Origin of the sequence: Pseudomonas sp., from assembly GCF_051660785.1 — a bacterium.
Classification (GTDB): Bacteria; Pseudomonadota; Gammaproteobacteria; order Pseudomonadales; family Pseudomonadaceae; genus Aquipseudomonas.
The window spans coordinates 38,090-53,303 of sequence record NZ_JBOFQE010000044.1; the positions used below are offsets into that span (position 1 = coordinate 38,090).

The following is a 15,214-nucleotide window of genomic DNA, read 5'->3' on the forward strand; positions in this document are numbered from 1 at the left end:
ATTGAGGGTCAGAGCGTTCGTATGTCCACTTCGTCTTTTTCTGCTGCGCACAACCAGGCCAGCACGCTGTACTTGCCGCCGGGCCCGTGGCAGACCGTGCTCGATTGCCTGTGTGAACACTTCAGCGCTATCGGTCGTGACCAATGGCTGGACAGAATTGCTCGCGGTCGCGTGCTTGACGGGCATGGTCAGCCGATTGCTATTGATCTGCGTTACAAGGAAGGCCTGCGGATTCATTACTTCCGTGAGGTGCCGGACGAAAAACCGATCCCGGTGGTCGAGTCGATCCTGTACGCCGACGAACACCTGGTGGTGGCGGACAAGCCGCATTTTCTGCCAGTGACACCTGCTGGCGAATACGTGGAGCAGACGTTGCTGCGACGGTTGATCCGTCGACTGGATAACCCGCATCTGGTGCCTTTGCATCGCATTGACCGGCATACGGCGGGGTTGGTGCTGTTTTCCGCGAACCCTGAGAGCCGCTCGGCTTACCAGTCATTATTTCCTACGCGACAAATCGAAAAACGCTACGAAGCAATCGCCCGCGCGTTGCCTGAGCTTGCCTTCCCATTGGTTCACAAAAGTCGGCTGGTCGATGGCGAGCCGTTCTTTCGCATGCAGGAAGGTCCGGGCGTCAGTAACACCGAGACCGCAGTCGAGGTTCGTGAGAAGAACGGCGATCTCTGGCGTTATGGACTTTATCCGGTGACGGGGAAAAAACATCAGTTGCGGGTACACATGACCGCTTTGGGCGCCAGTATCTGCAACGACCCGTTCTACCCGCAGGTACTCAAGGATGTCGAGGATGACTATGCCAACCCCTTGAAGCTGCTGGCCCAGGGGTTGCGGTTTATCGACCCGGTCACTGGCCAGCAACGTGAATTCGAGAGCACCATCACCCTGCAGTGGTGATCACGGTACTCCAGGCACGAAAAAGCCCGCATCAAGCGGGCTTTTTTGTATCCGGTGTCATCGTCGCAAAGATTACAACTCTTTAACGGTACGAACCTGATCCTTGTTGATGCGGGTTTGCTTGCCATCCAGCTGTTCGAACTCGTAGAAACCCGATTCGTCATCGTATTTTGGCGCGTCGACGGCCTGGATTTCGCGACCGTCATTCAAGGTGATCACTGTAGGCGATGCGCAACCGGCGAGGGTAGCAAGGCCCAGTGCGAGCATGAAAGTGGCGAGGGTCCGTTGAGTCATGAGTGTGTCTCCGAATATGAATTCTTTTGGTTGCTGAGCTTGAGACGTATACAACGCGCGCAAGTTCCTTCTCGTGTCAGTCTGACACAGTGTTGTGTGTGCTTAACAGCTCCGGCGTGTTGAGGTTAGCCAGGCGAGGGTCGTCGTCAGGGCATTGCAGGGCGGTAGCACCCATTTTGCGCATTAGACGACCCGGGCTGCGTTCGCCGTTGTTCCAGGCACTTTCGAATTCTGCCGCGAGGGCCACGGGAATAATGCACAGCAACGGTTCCCAGTGTTCGTTATGGCGCAGCATCAGCGGTTTGTCCAGGTGCTGGCGGGCGGTTTCGCGCATGCTGTGGAGCAAGGCCGCATCGATGCGTGGCACGTCGCACGGCAACACCAGCAGATAGGGATGGCGGGCGGCCTTGAGGCCTGCGCGAATACCGGCCATGGGGCCCGGAAAGTCACCCTCGTCGTCATGGACCAGTTGATCGGCGTAAGGCGCGTATTTTTCCAGGTTCCTGTTGCAGGAGATGATCAGGTCGTCGCTCAGCGCACGGGTCTTGCGATGCAGATGCGCAATCAGCGGCTCGCCATGCCATTCCAGCAACCCTTTGTCCTGACCACCCATGCGTTGGCCTCGACCACCTGCCAGGAGCAGAATGGAGCAGGGTGGCAACTGTGTAGACGAGGTCATGGGAAGTCTCCATGGGGGCGGCGAAAAAACGGGGCGCTGTGATATAACACCGGGCTGTTTATCCTACAACTGGACGAGCCTATGAAAGCCAAGGCTGATGTACCTTTCGCACCGCTCAACATCGCGGTGTTGACTGTCAGTGATACCCGCACCCTGGAAACCGATACGTCAGGACAGGTCTTCGTCGACCGCTTGAGCGCTGCCGGTCATTACCTGGCCGCTCGGGTTCTGCTTAAAGATGACCTCTACAAAATTCGCGCGCAAGTCGCCAACTGGATTGCCGATGAGGTCGTGCAGGTGGTGTTGATCACCGGCGGCACCGGGTTCACCGGGCGCGACAGCACGCCGGAAGCGGTGAGTTGCCTGCTGGACAAGCAAGTCGACGGTTTCGGAGAGCTGTTCCGGCAGATTTCGGTCGCGGACATCGGCACTTCGACTGTCCAGTCCCGAGCCCTGGCGGGTTTGGCCAACGGCACGCTGGTTTGCTGTTTGCCGGGTTCGACCAACGCTGTGCGCACGGGTTGGGACGGCATCCTCGCCGAACAGCTGGATTCGCGGCACCGCCCCTGCAATTTTGTCGCTCACCTGAAACAGGCCGAACCCTGTGAATCCCGTGGGTAAGCCTGGCAAAACCGGCAGCTTGATGGCAGTCGAGGTGGCGTTGGCGCGTTTGCTGGAAATGGCTGAGGCATCAACGATACGCGAGCGTGAGCGCCTGCCGTTGGCACAGGTTGAAGGTCGCGTACTCGCCGAAGACCTGGTCTCGACGCTTGATCTGCCACCTTGGCCGAACAGTGCCATGGACGGCTATGCCTTGCGCATCGCTGACTGGACGGGAGAACCGTTGGTTGTCAGTCAGAAAATTTTTGCCGGTCAGGCACCGGAACCGTTGAGCCCAGGTACCTGCGCCCGGATTTTTACCGGCGCGCCTGTTCCGGCGGGTGCCGATTGCGTCGAGATGCAGGAGAACGCCGAGGTCCTGGCGGATGAGCGTGTTCGTTTAATCGAGCCAATGACGCCGGGTCAGAACATCCGGCCACAAGGCCAGGAAACCACCGTTGGTGAACTTGTGTTGCCGGCAGGCACGCGCCTCGGACCCATCGAGCAGGGCCTGTCGGCGTCGCTGGGGTGCGCTGAGCTGGACGTGGTTCGCAAGGTTCGTGTTGCGGTCCTGTCGACCGGCGATGAATTGGTAGAGCCAGGCCAGCCCCTTGGGCCGGGACAGATTTACAACAGTAATCGCGTATTGCTCTGCAGCTGGTTACAACGTCTGGGCTGTGAAGTGATCGATGCCGGCATTCTTCCAGATGATCTGGCGACCACTCGTGCCCGCCTGGGCGAGCTGAAGCATGTTGACCTGATCCTTTCTACCGGTGGTGTGTCTGTCGGCGAGGCCGATTTCCTGGGTATTGCCTTGCGCGAAGAGGGCGAGTTGACCCTGTGGAAGCTCGCCATCAAACCAGGCAAGCCGCTGACGTTCGGGCATTTTCGCGGCGTCCCTGTGATTGGTTTGCCCGGCAACCCTGCGTCGACACTGGTTACCTTTGCATTGTTGGCCAGGCCCTATCTCCTGCGCCGCCAAGGTGTGAAAGAAGTTGAACCGTTGAAGTTCCAGGTGCCGGCCGGATTCGACTGGCCCAAGGCAGGCAATCGCCGAGAGTATCTGCGCGGACGCCTGGAGAATGGTCGGGCAATCATCTACAAGAATCAGAGCTCCGGGGTGCTTCGCAGTGCCGCTTGGGCTGATGGCCTGGTCGAAGTGCTGGAAGACCGCACGCTGGTCGAAGGCGATTACGTGAACTTCATTCCGTTGAGCGAAGTCCTGAGCTGATTCCGGTCGACGCCCTTGCGACGCAAGCCCGGTTGCTCGTATCGAGGCTTGCGTGCATGGCTAGCGTTTAACGAGCCAGAAGTGATACGAGCTGATCAAAGCGGCTGTTGGCGACCCAGCCCAGCAGCCCCAGGACAACGGCTGCCCCACCCGCCGAGTAGGCCAGTCTGTGCTTGATGGATCTTACGTCACCACGGACCTCTTCCATGTCTCTTCGGATGTATTTGAGGTGAGTCTCGAGTTCAATGACGCGAGGTTCCATGTCAACTCCTCCGGTGTGCTTTGCGTTGTTATTGAATTCAGCCTGATGATGGGCGCGATTGTCTGCCAATGGCGACACCTGACTGATCGGTAATCTGATGTCATGACTTTGCATGGGCGAAAACGCTCCTTGCTTTAAAGCCCTTTGGCTGGCTGACACAGTTGTTGATTGCGCTTTGCGTGGCCCTTGGAGATGTTTTATTCATTGCTGCACGTCCCTGTGGTTTTAATGTTGAAGACTGATACCGCAGCCACCAAGTTGTACCAACCGCCAGGATTGGTCAATTGAGCCGATTCCGTACATCTTGTAAGAAAATTTCCCGCCCTGTAGGACCGAAAAGCTGCGCACGTCAAAAAAATTCAAATCCATGCGACTTTTATAGGGGCAGGTGAGGTCAACATCTCCCATAGGATTCCAATCAGGGGAGCGACAACAATGAGTGAGCGCAAGGCGCTGTTGATTCTGCATGGCAAGCAGGCACTCAACGAAGAGGTCCGCGCGGCCGTCGACGTTAAGCGCAAGCAGGGCTGGGAGTTGGCGGTCCGACTGACCTGGGAGGCGGGTGACGCGCAGCGGCTGGTGGAAGAAGCGCTGAACGCAGGCTATACGCAACTGATTGCCGGCGGCGGTGATGGCACCTTGCGAGATATCGCCGAAGCCATGGCCGCGCAGTCGACGCAGGCCAGTCTGGTGCTGATGCCGCTGGGCACCGCCAACGATTTTGCTCGCGCCGCCGGTGTGCCGCTGGAACCGGCCCTGGCGCTGGACCTTCTGGACGCAGCTCCGCACGCGATTGATCTGGGGGAGGTTGGCGGGCAGGTCTTCCTGAACATGGCCACCGGCGGCTTCGGTAGTCAGGTCACGGCGAATACCTCTGAGGACTTGAAAAAAGTCCTCGGGGGCGCAGCGTATCTTTTCACCGGGTTATCGCGCTTCAGCGAGTTGCATGCAGCCTACGGCGAGTTGCAGGGGCCGGACTTCCATTGGAGCGGTGAGCTATTGGCCTTAGGGATCGGCAATGGCCGGCAGGCTGGTGGCGGCCACATGCTGTGCCCGGAGGCGCTGGCTGACGATGGTCTACTGGATATCAGCATTTTGCCCGCCCCCCAGGAAGTGGTCAGTACATTGAAAACACTGCTGACCGATGGCTTCGGCATTGACAATATGTTTGTACGAGCTCGCCTGCCATGGGTCGAGATCAAGGTCTCGGAAGGCCTCTACATCAATCTGGATGGCGAACCTATTGAGGGCGAGAGCCTGCGTTTCTCGGCGCGCCCAGCGGCATTGCGCGTGCATTTGCCGGAAAACTCGCCACTGCTGAGCGCTTCGAAGACGGCTAATCGTCCAGACTGATGATTTGCTCGCGCACGGCAAACAGTACCAGGCCGGCCACGTCATAGATCTGCAGGCGCTTCATGATCTGCGAGCGGTGGGTTTCAACAGTTTTGATACTGAGGCCCAGGCCATTGGCGATTTCCCGGGTGGATTTGCCCCGGACGATCAATCGCAGGATTTCCAGCTGCCGGGCTGTCAGGTTGTGCGAGTCCGCAGGCTCGGGTTGATGTTTCTGATTGCGGATCAGCGCCTGGTTGATGACCGTGTGGGCAATGGCCGGGCTCAGGTAGCGTTCGTTATTGCGCAAGGCGTCCAGGGCGTGTTCCAGCTCGGTGGCCGTGGTGTCTTTGAGCAAGTAGCCATATGCACCGGACTCAAGCGCCTGCATGATGAGGGCCGGGTCGGTGTGCATCGACAGGATCAGCACCTTGCTGTGCGGACGGACGCGCTTGAGTCGTTGCAAGGCTTCAAGGCCGCCGGTCTCCTTCATGGAGATATCCAGCAGAACAATATCAGGCGACAGTTTCTCGACCATCTCGAGTAGCTGCGAACCGTCATTGGCCTCACCAATAACCGCGTAGCCGGGAATATCCAGCACCAGAGCGCGCACGCCTGCCCTGATAAGCGAGTGGTCATCCACCAGAAGTAAGTTACAAGTCAATGCATAACCTTATTCGTACTGGCCCGTTCAAGCGCTCGGGGCGCCCAGGGGAAGAGTGCTTCAATTTGAGTGCCTTTGCCCGGCTCGCTGATCACGGCGAGGGTACCGCCGAGCTGATCGATCCGTTCCACCATTCCGGCCATCCCGCGCTGTCCCTCTCGCCCGGGGTCTGCTGACGGCGCGAACCCAAGGCCATCGTCGCTGATCGACAGGGTCAGACCCTGGGGCGTGCGTTGCAGGCGGATCAGCAGGTTTTTCGCTTCGGCGTGACGCAGAATGTTGGTCACCGCTTCCTGGGCGATTCTAAAGGCGGCCACTGCCATTTCTTCCGGTATGCCGGTCAAGCGTTGATGGCATTCCAGGCTCCAGTGCACCGATGTATTGGCCAGGGTCTTTAGCAGATGCGCACGTAGACTGGCTTCCAGCCCGAGGCTGGTCAACTGCCTTGGATTGAGAATGGCCGAGACATCACGAACCTTGGCCAGGGTTTCTTCCAGCGTGTCGCAGAGCAACGAACACTGGCCTTGCATGTCTTCCGGCATCCGGCGTTTGAGCCATTCACTTTGAAGTTTTGAAGCGGTCAGTAACTGGCCGATGTCGTCATGCAGTTCTCGGCTGAGCCTGTGTCGTTCGTTTTCCTGTACTTCCAAAAGACGGTCGGCCAGCTCTTGTGGCTGGAATTTTATCGACTTGCGCGAAAGCAAATGTTGCACCCAGACGCAGGCCACTGCCGCCATATTGACTACCAGCAGGCTTGCCGGCAGCGGAGCTGACAGGCTGAAGGCCAGCAGGCTGCCAAATGCCGAGCCGGTGCACAGCAAAAGCGTGAACCGCCGCGCGGTTGCCTGGGAGGGTGGCCATAGGGTGAGTGACTTGAGGCTGGCGTACATAGCGGATGGAGCCAATGGATGTTCGCTGCGGGCAGACCGGCCAAAGTGCTTGACGGGTCTCTGTCTGAAAATCTGGTGACTCGTCTTGAGCAATGCAGTCCCGGGGAAATGACAGCCACAACTTCGGACTGTTTTCATCAAGGGTCACTTTGCCATTAAATGGCGTCAACTAATGGGCGGCATAATACCACTTAAGATACCGTCGGTCGCGTTTGGTATATATGTCTATTCGGTCAGGAATTAGAAGTTTTGGACGATAGTTCCATAATGGAAAAAGTTTTATGGCGGGAATAGTTATTTGTATTCGGCTGTCGTTGACAGATATGAAATATTCAATTGCGACATGGGCGCATTCAACTTAATGAGCTGCATCATGGCAATAAGAATACGCAATACCGCATCGTTATCTGGCGAATTAAGCCTGTCGCTCCGAATAAGAGACGAGCGTGAAGGGTTTGGAGTTAACCGGAAGCTGAAAATGACTTTGCCCGACCTGAAACGCAAAGGCTTCGATCAATGAAGTCTGTTCACTGTCGTCGAGGCTGAGTTGGCCGGTGGTCTGGTCGATGAGTTCAAGTTGCCAGGCCATCAATGTGAAACAGTCTTTCAGCGCACCCAGGGCCTGGTCGTGCAGGTCCATGTGGCTTTGGGCGTGGGTCAGCAACCCATGGATATGCAGCGAAAATTCGGACACCGCTTCCAGCGCCAGGGCATCGGCCTTGCTGGCCAATTTCAGGAGGCTGCTGAGCATGCAATCGATTGCGTCCTTGTCATTGCTGATCAATTGCAGATGGCTAAGGCATTCCTCCGATTTGGCCAGCAGTGTTTCTGCCTCGACGAGGAACTCCGGAAAGCGCTGAGCCCACTGCTTAGGGTCGTTCGGCATGCTTATCTCCACAACGTCATGTCAAATGAGGGGATGTCGTGTGTGTCGACGAAGACGCACTGCGTCCCGACGCTGCCATGCCGGCATGAGATCGCGCTCCGGCAGGCCTGGGCGCAGGCTGGGGAACTCGAGAGGGTGGATGGCCACTTACCTGCGATCGCACACAAAAGCCTGACTCCGTTCATGCAATGAGAATGGCGTCACATTAATGGCTATTGGATATGGCGAATATCAGGTTGGGCCTGATTGTTACTAGGGGAATCCCTTACACAGGGGAACCTTACGTGCAAACCGAGGTCGCGCCGCAGGGGATGGAGCAGATGAAATCACGGCGCCAGTAAAGCATGATGTTAATGTGACATCAATGCCCGATCGTGGCATTTTGTCTCGGGGTCAAGGTCTGCCAAAAACAGCCGATAACCCTCTTTAGTGAATTCATCAGTACAAGCCCAGGAGTCATTAATGGCCGGCATTCTCGACACGGTAGACCAACGCACGCAACTGGTGGGTGAGAATCGCCTGGAAATTCTCATGTTCCGGCTGGCCGGTCGGCAATTGTTTGCGATCAACGTCTTCAAAGTGCAGGAAGTGTTGCAACTGCCGAAGCTGACCCTGATGCCCCAGCGCCATCCGTTTGTCTGCGGTGTGGTCAACCTGCGTGGCCAGACGTTGCCGGTGATCGACCTGTCCCAGGCCATCGGCATGCGTCCTCTGGTGCCGAGCCCGACCAGTACAATCATTGTCACCGAGTACAACCGTTCGGTGCAGGCGTTCCTGGTTGGCGGCGTGGACCGCATCGTCAACATGAACTGGGAAGCCATTCTGCCGCCGCCAACCAGCGCCGGCCGCCAGCATTACCTGACCGCCATCAGCAAGGTCGACGATCAGTTGGTGGAAATCATCGACGTCGAAAAGGTCCTGGCTGAAATCGTGCCCTACAACGCCAAGGTCTCGCGCGAGAAACTTGACGACCCGGTGCTGGAGCGGGCTCGCGGTCGTGAAGTGCTGCTGGTTGACGACTCCAACGTAGCCTTGTCGCAACTGCGCGACACCCTGGGCCAGTTGGGCGTAAAGATGCACATCGCCAGCGACGGCTTGAAGGCGCTGAACATGCTCAAGGCCTGGGCCGATACGGGCGTGTCGATGACCGACAAACTGCTGATGGTCTTTACCGACGCGGAAATGCCGGAAATGGACGGCTATCGCTTGACCACCGAAATTCGTAACGATCCGCGTCTGCGTGGCCTGTACGTGGTGCTGCACACATCGTTGTCGGGCAGCTTCAACGACTCGATGGTCAAGAAGGTCGGCTGCGACAACTTCCTCTCCAAGTTCCAGCCGGACAAACTTGTCGATGTGGTTCGCCAGCGCCTGATGCTCGATGAAGTGCCGGCCTGATCTAAGGTTGCACACGATCAACCTGCAGGAGCGAGCCTGCTCGCGAAGGTGGCGGGACAGTCGACATAAAAGTTGAATGTTAAACCGCCATCGCGAGCAAGCTCGCTCCCACAGTTTTTTGGCCTTTGATTCGGCGATCAAGCTCGTATAGGGTGGCTTTTTTTGCCCACCAGGGAGCTGGCCATGTTGCGTCTGAGCGCGCTGTACCGTTATCCGTTGAAATCCGGCAAGGGCGAGACCCTGCAACAGGTCAGCCTCGACAAGCTGGGGCTGGACGGTGATCGACGCTGGATGCTCGTGGACGAGGCCAGCGGGCGCTTCCTGACCCAGCGCGCAGTGGGGCAGATGAGTCAGTTGTCGGCGCTGTGGAATGCCGACGGTGGCTTGACCCTCAGTGCTCCCGGGCGCTCACCCATCGACATTGCCTTGCCAAACAGCAACGCTGAGCTGCGGGGCGTGACGATATTCAAGGACAGTCTGCGGGTGCCCGATGCTGGTGATGAGGCCGGTGCCTGGCTCAGTGAATTCATTGGAAAACCGACGCGACTGGTGCAAATCCCCCTGGATCGTGCGCGCACTACGCAAGCGGGCTACGGCCGGGACGACGATCAAGTGGCCTTCGCCGATGGCTTCCCGCTGTTGCTGATCGGACAGGCGTCCCTGGAAGACCTCTCGCAAAAAGTCGGGCGCCCGCTGGAAATGCTGCGCTTTCGGCCGAATCTGGTGATCGAGGGCAGCGAGGCGTACGCCGAAGACAGCTGGAAGCGTATCCGCATTGGCGATGTCGAGTTCCGCGTGGTCAAGTCCTGTTCGCGCTGCATCCTGACTACCATCGATCCGCAAACCGGTCAGCGCAGCAATGATCGTGAACCGTTGGCCACCTTGCAGAAATACCGTTCCGAGGCTGATGGTGCGATGTTCGGGCAGAACCTGGTCAACGACAGCAACGGCAAACTTGAAGTTGGTATGCCGGTGACCATCCTGGAATAAACAGACTGAATGAAAAATGCCCGCGTCCAACAAGGAGGCGGGCATTTTTTTGTCGCTGTGAACCCTGCGGGTTTAGCCGCGGTATTCGCACAGGTAAGCGGTGTCGACGGCCACTTTCAGCTGGAACTTGCTGTTGGCAGGCACGTTGAATTGGCTGCCAGCGGCGAAGGTTTCCCAGTCGCTGCTGTCAGGCAGCTTGACGGTCAGGGCGCCGGTCACCACGTGCATGATTTCACGCTGGCTGGTGCCGAATTCGTATTCGCCCGGAGCCATGACGCCGATGGTCGCAGGACCTTCAGCGGTGCCAAAGGCGATCGACTTGACGGTGCCGTCGAAGTACTCGTTGACTTTAAACATGGGCGATTCCTCGATAAGGGCTAAAAAGGGCCGGCCAGTATGCACAAGGCCTCGAACGCCGTCACCTCTCCGGCGGGAGAACCTGTGGCAACAGCCGCGCCGTGTTGCGCGCATCTTCCAGCGCCCGATGCTGTTGGCCATTGAACTGCATGCCCGCCAGTTGCAGCGCGCCGTTGAGCCCCAGCGGGCGCTCCAGGCGTCGGGCCTTGGCGAAACGCTGCTTGAGATTCATATGCGGCACGCTGGCAAGAACGCTGGTCAGTTGCAGTCGCTGCCATTCCTGAAGCAGTTGCTTGCGATCGTAATCGCCCCAACTCGCCCAGCCCTCCAGCTTCGATTGATGGTGCACGAGCCATTGCTCGAATGACGGCCATACCTCGCTCAGCGGTTTTGCTGCGTCAACGTTAGCCTGAGTGATATGCGTCAGCTCCCGGCAAAACGGTGTCAGCAGCGGCCGCTGTAACGGCCGTACGAAGCACTGGAAATAATCCACTTCGCGACCTTTTCGGTCCACCAGAGTGGCACCAATTTCGATGATTTCCATCTCCGTAACTGGCCAGCCACCGTCATCGGTGGTGGCTTCCAGATCTATCACCAGCCAGTGAGGCATCGCAGGGTTCCTGGTATCCGCGTCCTGATAGGGCTTGAGCGTAGCCAAAGCCGGTGGATCCGCCTAGCGGCTTATTCGACCTCCAACAAAATCTGACGATTTTTGACCTGATCGCCGACCCGGACCTGCAACCGTTTAAGCACCCCGTCGATGCCTGATTTGAGCGGGTGTTCCATTTTCATCGCTTCGAGCACCACCAGCAGCTGACCTTTGCTGACCGGGCTGCCCTCACTGACCAGTACGTCGACGATCGCCCCGTCCATGGGCGCCTTGAGGGTGCCGGAGCTGGCGCTGGCCTGGCTACTGACCAACGCTTGGGTCCGATCGACCAGATGCAGGCTGCCGGGGCGGGTGAACAGCCAGAGTTGCCCGGCCGCGAGGCGATAGGCATGGCGTTGGCGGATCCCGTCGATCATCAGGGTGGCCCAGTGACCGTCGCACTGGATGACCTTCAGTTCGAGGGTTCGGCCGCCAACGTACAACCGATACGGTGCGTCAGGCGCTGCGTTCAGTTCCACTCGCCAGTCCTGATCCTCCAGACCGATTCGATAATGCAGGGGCACGCTGGCGTTATTCCGCCAACCCGCCAGCGGGGCGCGATGAACGTGCGCCGACGCGTGATAGAACAACGCCGCGGCAATGGCCAGTTCTTCGGCGCTCGGTACCGACGGATGCAGGCAAGGATGGTCGGCAAAACAGCTCGGGATGAAGCCGGTGCTGAATTCGCCGCTGATGAACTGCGGGTGTTGCAGCAGGCTGGCGAGCAAGCGCTGATTGCTTTGCACGCCCAGCAGCACGCTGTCCTGCACCGCCCGCAGCAGTTTTCGCCGGGCCTCTTCACGGGTCGCGCCATGGGCGATGATTTTACCCAGCAGCGGATCGTAGAACGGACTGATGTCCTGTCCTTCGAGCAAGCCATGATCGATCCGCACACCGTCTTGCAATGCCAGCTCCCACGCCTCGATTCGACCGGTTTGCGGCAAAAAGCCCTGGGCCGGATCTTCGGCGTACAAACGCACTTCCATGGCATGTCCGTTGAGTTGCACCTCCTCCTGTTTCAACGGCAGCGGCAGGCCCTCGGCGACATTCAACTGCCAGGCGACCAGATCGAGGCCGGTGATCAATTCAGTCACCGGGTGTTCCACCTGCAGCCGGGTGTTCATCTCCAGGAAGTAGAACTGCCCGCGCGCATCCAGCAGGAATTCCACGGTACCGGCGCCCACGTAATTCACCGCACGCCCGGCCTTCAGCGCCGCTTCGCCCATGCTTTGACGCAACTCGGCGGTCATCACCGGGCAGGGCGCTTCTTCGATGACTTTCTGGTGGCGGCGCTGGATCGAGCAGTCGCGTTCGCCGAGGTAGATCAGGTTGCCGTGCTGGTCGCCAAACACCTGGACCTCGACATGCCGCGGATCGATCAGTGCTTGTTCGAGGATCAGTTCGTCGCTGCCAAACCCGTGCAGGGCTTCGGAGCGAGCGGTTCGCAGCTGTTCCAGTAAATCGTCGGCGCTGTGCACCAAGCGCATGCCGCGTCCACCGCCGCCGGCGCTGGCCTTGATCATCAGCGGGTAACCGATGCGTTCGGCTTCGCGGCTCAGGGTCGCGTCATCCTGTTCAGCACCTTGATAGCCTTTGATGCACGGCACGCCGGCCGCGAGCATGGCGAGTTTCGACAGGCGCTTGCTGCCCATCAACTCGATTGCTTCGGGGCTCGGGCCGATGAAGGTGATGCCGGCGGTTTGGCAGGCGAGGGCGAATTCGGCGTTTTCCGAGAGGAAGCCGTAGCCGGGATGGATCGCGTCGGCACCGCTGCGCCGGGCGGCGTCGATGATCGCCGGGATATTCAGGTAGGACTGTTGCACCGGGGCCGGGCCGATGTTGACCGCTTCGTCGGCCATCTGGACGTGCAGGGCGTCGGCGTCGGCATCGCTGAATACGGCAACGGTGCGATAGCCCAGGGAGTGGGCGGTGCGCTGGATGCGGCAGGCGATTTCACCGCGGTTGGCGATGAGGATTTTGCTGAGTCCGGGCATGGGTGCTTCCCTTGGGTTTTGAAGTGAGTGTCAGGGCCTCATCGCGAGCAGGCTCGCTCCCACATTTGGTATGCATTTCAATGTGGGAGCTGGCTTGCCTGCGATGCTTTTAAAGGGCCCACCCCGGTTTACGCTTTTGCACGAAAGCCATCGTCCCCTCGATCCCTTCCGCCCCGGTCACCGCTACGCTGAACCACTCGGCCGCCTCATCCAGAAGCGCGTCCGACGGCTGTCCCGCACTCGCCAGCAACAGTTTTTTGGTCGTGGCATTCGCCCCCGGCGCGCAGCACAACACATGGGCGAGGATTTCATCGAGGCGCTCGGCCAGGGCTTGCGCGTCATGCTCGACAAAATGCACCAACCCCATGCGCCGCGCCTGGGTACCATCGAAACGCGCCGCTGTCAGTGCCAGTCGACGCGCCTGGGTCAGGCCGATGCGCTGGACCACGAACGGCGCAATCTGCGCGGGCAGCAGACCGAGGCTGGTCTCCGGCAGACCGAACTGCGCATTGTGATCGGCCAGGGCGACGTCACTGACGCAGGCCAGCCCCAAACCACCGCCGAGCACCGCGCCTTGCAGCACCGTAATCACCACTTGCGGCGCGTGTTGCACCTCTTGCAACAGCGCGCCAAATGCTCGGTTCAAATCACGATAGGCCTGGGAGCCTTGAGCCCGCGCATTGGCCATGTCCTTGATGTCGCCGCCTGCACAAAAATGCCCGCCGGCACCGCCAATCACCAGTGCACGAACGGCGCGATCATCACGCACCGCGGCCAGCACCGCACGCAGCTCGGCGACCATCTGCAAACTCATGGCGTTGCGGCTTTCCGGGCGATTGAGGGTGATGTGCAGCACGCCGTTATGGGATTCGAGCAGCAAGGTCTGGCAAACCGGCAGGGCGCTCATTTCTTTTTCCCCGGCAGGATGCCCATCAGTTTGCAGATGATCCCCAGCATGATTTCGTCGGCGCCGCCGCCGATCGACACCAGCCGCACGTCACGGTAAGCGCGGGCCACCGGGTTGTCCCACATGAAGCCCATGCCGCCCCAGTATTGCAGGCAGCTGTCGCTGACTTCGCGGCCCAGGCGCCCGGCCTTGAGTTTGGCCATTGATGCCAGGCGCGTGACGTCCTGACCTTTGATGTATTGCTCGGTGGCCTGATAGACCAGTGCGCGCAAGCATTCGATTTCGGTTTGCAGTTCGGCCAGGCGGAAGTGAATGACCTGATTGTCGATCAGCGCGCTGCCAAAGGTTTTGCGTTCCTTGCAGTACTCGATGGTGCTGTCGACGCAGTATTCCAGGCCCTTGATCATGTTCGCGGCGCCGAACAGGCGTTCCTCCTGGAACTGCAGCATCTGCATCATGAAGCCCGCGCCTTCGTGGCCGATGCGGTTGCGTTGCGGCACGCGCACGTTGTCGAAAAACACTTGGGCGGTTTCCGAACTGCGCATGCCGAGCTTGTCCAGGTGCGAGCTGAGGCTGATGCCCGGGGAGTTCATCGGCACCATGATCAGCGATTTGTTGACGTGCGGTTTGTCGTCCGAGGTGTTGGCCAGCAGGCAGATGAAATCGGCGCTCGGCGAGTTGGTGATCCACATTTTGCTGCCGTTGATCACGTAGTCGTCGCCGTCCTTGCGGGCGGTGGTTTTCAACCCGGCCACGTCGGAACCGGCGCCGACTTCGGAGACGCCAATGCAGCCGACCTGTTCGCCGGTGATTGCGGGACGAAGGAATTCTTCGCGCAATTCATCGGAGCCGAAGCGGGCGAGGGCAGGCGTGCACATGTCGGTCTGCACGCCGATGGACATCGGGATGCCGCCGCAGTGAATCGTGCCGAACTCTTCGGCGGCGACGATTGAATAGCTGTAGTCCAGGCCCATGCCGCCAAACTGTTCAGGTTTGGAAATCCCCAGCAGGCCGAGGTCGCCGGCCTTGCGGAAGATCTCGTGAATCGGGAAGCGTCCGGCCTTCTCCCATTCCTCGACATGAGGATTGATCTCGTGATCAACGAATTGGCGAACCGTGCGACGCAGTGCTTCGTGTTCCTGGGTGAAGATCATTTTTATTGTTCTCCT

Annotated in this window: 17 protein-coding genes; 6 read left to right on the top strand and 11 right to left on the bottom strand. The window is 59.1% G+C overall.

Features of this window, described 5'->3' with window-relative positions; all coding sequences use genetic code 11:
• The first annotated feature begins 21 nt into the window (after nt 1-21).
• Nucleotides 22-912 carry a pseudouridine synthase gene (locus ACRC4F_RS10870; RefSeq protein WP_438659316.1) on the top strand — a complete coding sequence of 297 codons (891 nt, stop codon included), beginning with the start codon at nt 22-24 and terminating at the stop codon, nt 910-912.
• A gap of 72 nt (nt 913-984) precedes the next feature.
• On the opposite strand, the gene ACRC4F_RS10875 is transcribed toward ACRC4F_RS10870, so the two are convergent.
• Together ACRC4F_RS10875 and mobA are read right to left on the bottom strand one after the other, a co-directional pair.
• Nucleotides 985-1,206, bottom strand: coding sequence for a YgdI/YgdR family lipoprotein (locus ACRC4F_RS10875; protein WP_109633577.1), 222 nt, complete (start codon nt 1,204-1,206; stop codon nt 985-987).
• Nucleotides 1,207-1,282: 76 nt separating this feature from the next.
• The gene (gene mobA / locus ACRC4F_RS10880; RefSeq protein ID WP_438659317.1) at nt 1,283-1,885 is read right to left on the bottom strand and encodes a molybdenum cofactor guanylyltransferase MobA; all 603 of its coding nucleotides are present in this window, start codon (nt 1,883-1,885) and stop codon (nt 1,283-1,285) included.
• Between the two features lie 81 nt (nt 1,886-1,966).
• Here mobA and moaB point away from each other — a divergent pair, with 81 nt between their 5' ends.
• Both moaB and ACRC4F_RS10890 read left to right on the top strand, forming a co-directional pair.
• Nucleotides 1,967-2,506, top strand: a complete 540-nt coding sequence (gene moaB, locus ACRC4F_RS10885; protein WP_438659318.1) for a molybdenum cofactor biosynthesis protein B — start codon at nt 1,967-1,969, stop codon at nt 2,504-2,506.
• A gap of 22 nt (nt 2,507-2,528) precedes the next feature.
• Nucleotides 2,529-3,716: a molybdopterin molybdotransferase MoeA gene (locus tag ACRC4F_RS10890; RefSeq protein ID WP_438659363.1), complete on the top strand. Its 1,188-nt coding sequence runs from the start codon at nt 2,529-2,531 to the stop codon at nt 3,714-3,716.
• A 67-nt stretch (nt 3,717-3,783) separates the two neighbouring features.
• On the opposite strand, the gene ACRC4F_RS10895 is transcribed toward ACRC4F_RS10890, so the two are convergent.
• Nucleotides 3,784-4,092, bottom strand: coding sequence for a hypothetical protein (locus tag ACRC4F_RS10895; protein WP_438659319.1), 309 nt, complete (start codon nt 4,090-4,092; stop codon nt 3,784-3,786).
• Between the two features lie 321 nt (nt 4,093-4,413).
• Between ACRC4F_RS10895 and yegS the strand changes: the two genes are divergently transcribed.
• Nucleotides 4,414-5,331 (top strand): lipid kinase YegS, encoded by a 918-nt coding sequence (gene yegS, locus ACRC4F_RS10900; protein WP_438659320.1) that lies wholly within the window; start codon nt 4,414-4,416, stop codon nt 5,329-5,331.
• Here yegS and ACRC4F_RS10905 read toward each other — a convergent pair.
• The 3 genes from ACRC4F_RS10905 to ACRC4F_RS10915 form a co-directional block, all read right to left on the bottom strand.
• On the bottom strand, nt 5,315-5,974 hold the full coding sequence (locus tag ACRC4F_RS10905; protein ID WP_438659321.1) for a response regulator: 660 nt from the start codon (nt 5,972-5,974) through the stop codon (nt 5,315-5,317). The genes yegS and ACRC4F_RS10905 overlap by 17 nt on opposite strands.
• A complete protein-coding gene (locus ACRC4F_RS10910; RefSeq protein ID WP_438659364.1) occupies nt 5,971-6,864 on the bottom strand; it encodes a sensor histidine kinase in 894 nt (297 codons plus the stop codon). Before ACRC4F_RS10910 ends, ACRC4F_RS10905 begins: the two co-directional genes overlap by 4 nt.
• A 415-nt stretch (nt 6,865-7,279) precedes the next feature.
• Entirely contained in the window at nt 7,280-7,750 is a 471-nt protein-coding gene (locus ACRC4F_RS10915; protein ID WP_438659322.1) for a hypothetical protein, read from the bottom strand.
• 462 nt (nt 7,751-8,212) lie between these two features.
• Here ACRC4F_RS10915 and ACRC4F_RS10920 point away from each other — a divergent pair, with 462 nt between their 5' ends.
• Together ACRC4F_RS10920 and ACRC4F_RS10925 are read left to right on the top strand one after the other, a co-directional pair.
• On the top strand, nt 8,213-9,148 hold the full coding sequence (locus ACRC4F_RS10920) for a chemotaxis protein CheV (protein WP_131060074.1): 936 nt from the start codon (nt 8,213-8,215) through the stop codon (nt 9,146-9,148).
• Nucleotides 9,149-9,331: 183 nt separating this feature from the next.
• Nucleotides 9,332-10,138 carry an MOSC domain-containing protein gene (locus ACRC4F_RS10925; RefSeq protein WP_438659323.1) on the top strand — a complete coding sequence of 269 codons (807 nt, stop codon included), beginning with the start codon at nt 9,332-9,334 and terminating at the stop codon, nt 10,136-10,138.
• 72 nt (nt 10,139-10,210) lie between these two features.
• On the opposite strand, the gene ACRC4F_RS10930 is transcribed toward ACRC4F_RS10925, so the two are convergent.
• From ACRC4F_RS10930 to atuD, 5 genes are all read right to left on the bottom strand, one after another.
• Nucleotides 10,211-10,495, bottom strand: a complete 285-nt coding sequence (locus tag ACRC4F_RS10930; RefSeq protein WP_054614024.1) for a pyrimidine/purine nucleoside phosphorylase — start codon at nt 10,493-10,495, stop codon at nt 10,211-10,213.
• A 61-nt stretch (nt 10,496-10,556) separates the two neighbouring features.
• The gene (locus tag ACRC4F_RS10935) at nt 10,557-11,105 is read right to left on the bottom strand and encodes an exonuclease domain-containing protein (RefSeq protein WP_438659324.1); all 549 of its coding nucleotides are present in this window, start codon (nt 11,103-11,105) and stop codon (nt 10,557-10,559) included.
• A gap of 71 nt (nt 11,106-11,176) precedes the next feature.
• Nucleotides 11,177-13,138 (bottom strand): acetyl/propionyl/methylcrotonyl-CoA carboxylase subunit alpha, encoded by a 1,962-nt coding sequence (locus ACRC4F_RS10940; RefSeq protein ID WP_438659325.1) that lies wholly within the window; start codon nt 13,136-13,138, stop codon nt 11,177-11,179.
• A 109-nt stretch (nt 13,139-13,247) separates the two neighbouring features.
• The gene (locus tag ACRC4F_RS10945) at nt 13,248-14,045 is read right to left on the bottom strand and encodes an enoyl-CoA hydratase/isomerase family protein (protein ID WP_438659326.1); all 798 of its coding nucleotides are present in this window, start codon (nt 14,043-14,045) and stop codon (nt 13,248-13,250) included.
• Nucleotides 14,042-15,199: a citronellyl-CoA dehydrogenase gene (atuD, locus tag ACRC4F_RS10950; protein WP_438659327.1), complete on the bottom strand. Its 1,158-nt coding sequence runs from the start codon at nt 15,197-15,199 to the stop codon at nt 14,042-14,044. Before atuD ends, ACRC4F_RS10945 begins: the two co-directional genes overlap by 4 nt.
• Between the last annotated feature and the right edge of the window lie 15 nt (nt 15,200-15,214).

Bases quoted from the DNA above. Each gene is read 5' to 3' on its own strand.
- ACRC4F_RS10870 (WP_438659316.1), top strand. From the start codon at position 22: ATGTCCACTTCGTCTTTTTCTGCTGCGCACAACCAGGCCAGCACGCTG.
- ACRC4F_RS10875 (WP_109633577.1), bottom strand. From the start codon at position 1,206: ATGACTCAACGGACCCTCGCCACTTTCATGCTCGCACTGGGCCTTGCT.
- mobA (WP_438659317.1), bottom strand. From the start codon at position 1,885: ATGACCTCGTCTACACAGTTGCCACCCTGCTCCATTCTGCTCCTGGCA.
- moaB (WP_438659318.1), top strand. From the start codon at position 1,967: ATGAAAGCCAAGGCTGATGTACCTTTCGCACCGCTCAACATCGCGGTG.
- ACRC4F_RS10890 (WP_438659363.1), top strand. From the start codon at position 2,529: ATGGCAGTCGAGGTGGCGTTGGCGCGTTTGCTGGAAATGGCTGAGGCA.
- ACRC4F_RS10895 (WP_438659319.1), bottom strand. From the start codon at position 4,092: ATGCAAAGTCATGACATCAGATTACCGATCAGTCAGGTGTCGCCATTG.
- yegS (WP_438659320.1), top strand. From the start codon at position 4,414: ATGAGTGAGCGCAAGGCGCTGTTGATTCTGCATGGCAAGCAGGCACTC.
- ACRC4F_RS10910 (WP_438659364.1), bottom strand. From the start codon at position 6,864: ATGTACGCCAGCCTCAAGTCACTCACCCTATGGCCACCCTCCCAGGCA.
- ACRC4F_RS10915 (WP_438659322.1), bottom strand. From the start codon at position 7,750: ATGCCGAACGACCCTAAGCAGTGGGCTCAGCGCTTTCCGGAGTTCCTC.
- ACRC4F_RS10920 (WP_131060074.1), top strand. From the start codon at position 8,213: ATGGCCGGCATTCTCGACACGGTAGACCAACGCACGCAACTGGTGGGT.
- ACRC4F_RS10925 (WP_438659323.1), top strand. From the start codon at position 9,332: ATGTTGCGTCTGAGCGCGCTGTACCGTTATCCGTTGAAATCCGGCAAG.
- ACRC4F_RS10930 (WP_054614024.1), bottom strand. From the start codon at position 10,495: ATGTTTAAAGTCAACGAGTACTTCGACGGCACCGTCAAGTCGATCGCC.
- ACRC4F_RS10935 (WP_438659324.1), bottom strand. From the start codon at position 11,105: ATGCCTCACTGGCTGGTGATAGATCTGGAAGCCACCACCGATGACGGT.
- ACRC4F_RS10940 (WP_438659325.1), bottom strand. From the start codon at position 13,138: ATGCCCGGACTCAGCAAAATCCTCATCGCCAACCGCGGTGAAATCGCC.
- ACRC4F_RS10945 (WP_438659326.1), bottom strand. From the start codon at position 14,045: ATGAGCGCCCTGCCGGTTTGCCAGACCTTGCTGCTCGAATCCCATAAC.
- atuD (WP_438659327.1), bottom strand. From the start codon at position 15,199: ATGATCTTCACCCAGGAACACGAAGCACTGCGTCGCACGGTTCGCCAA.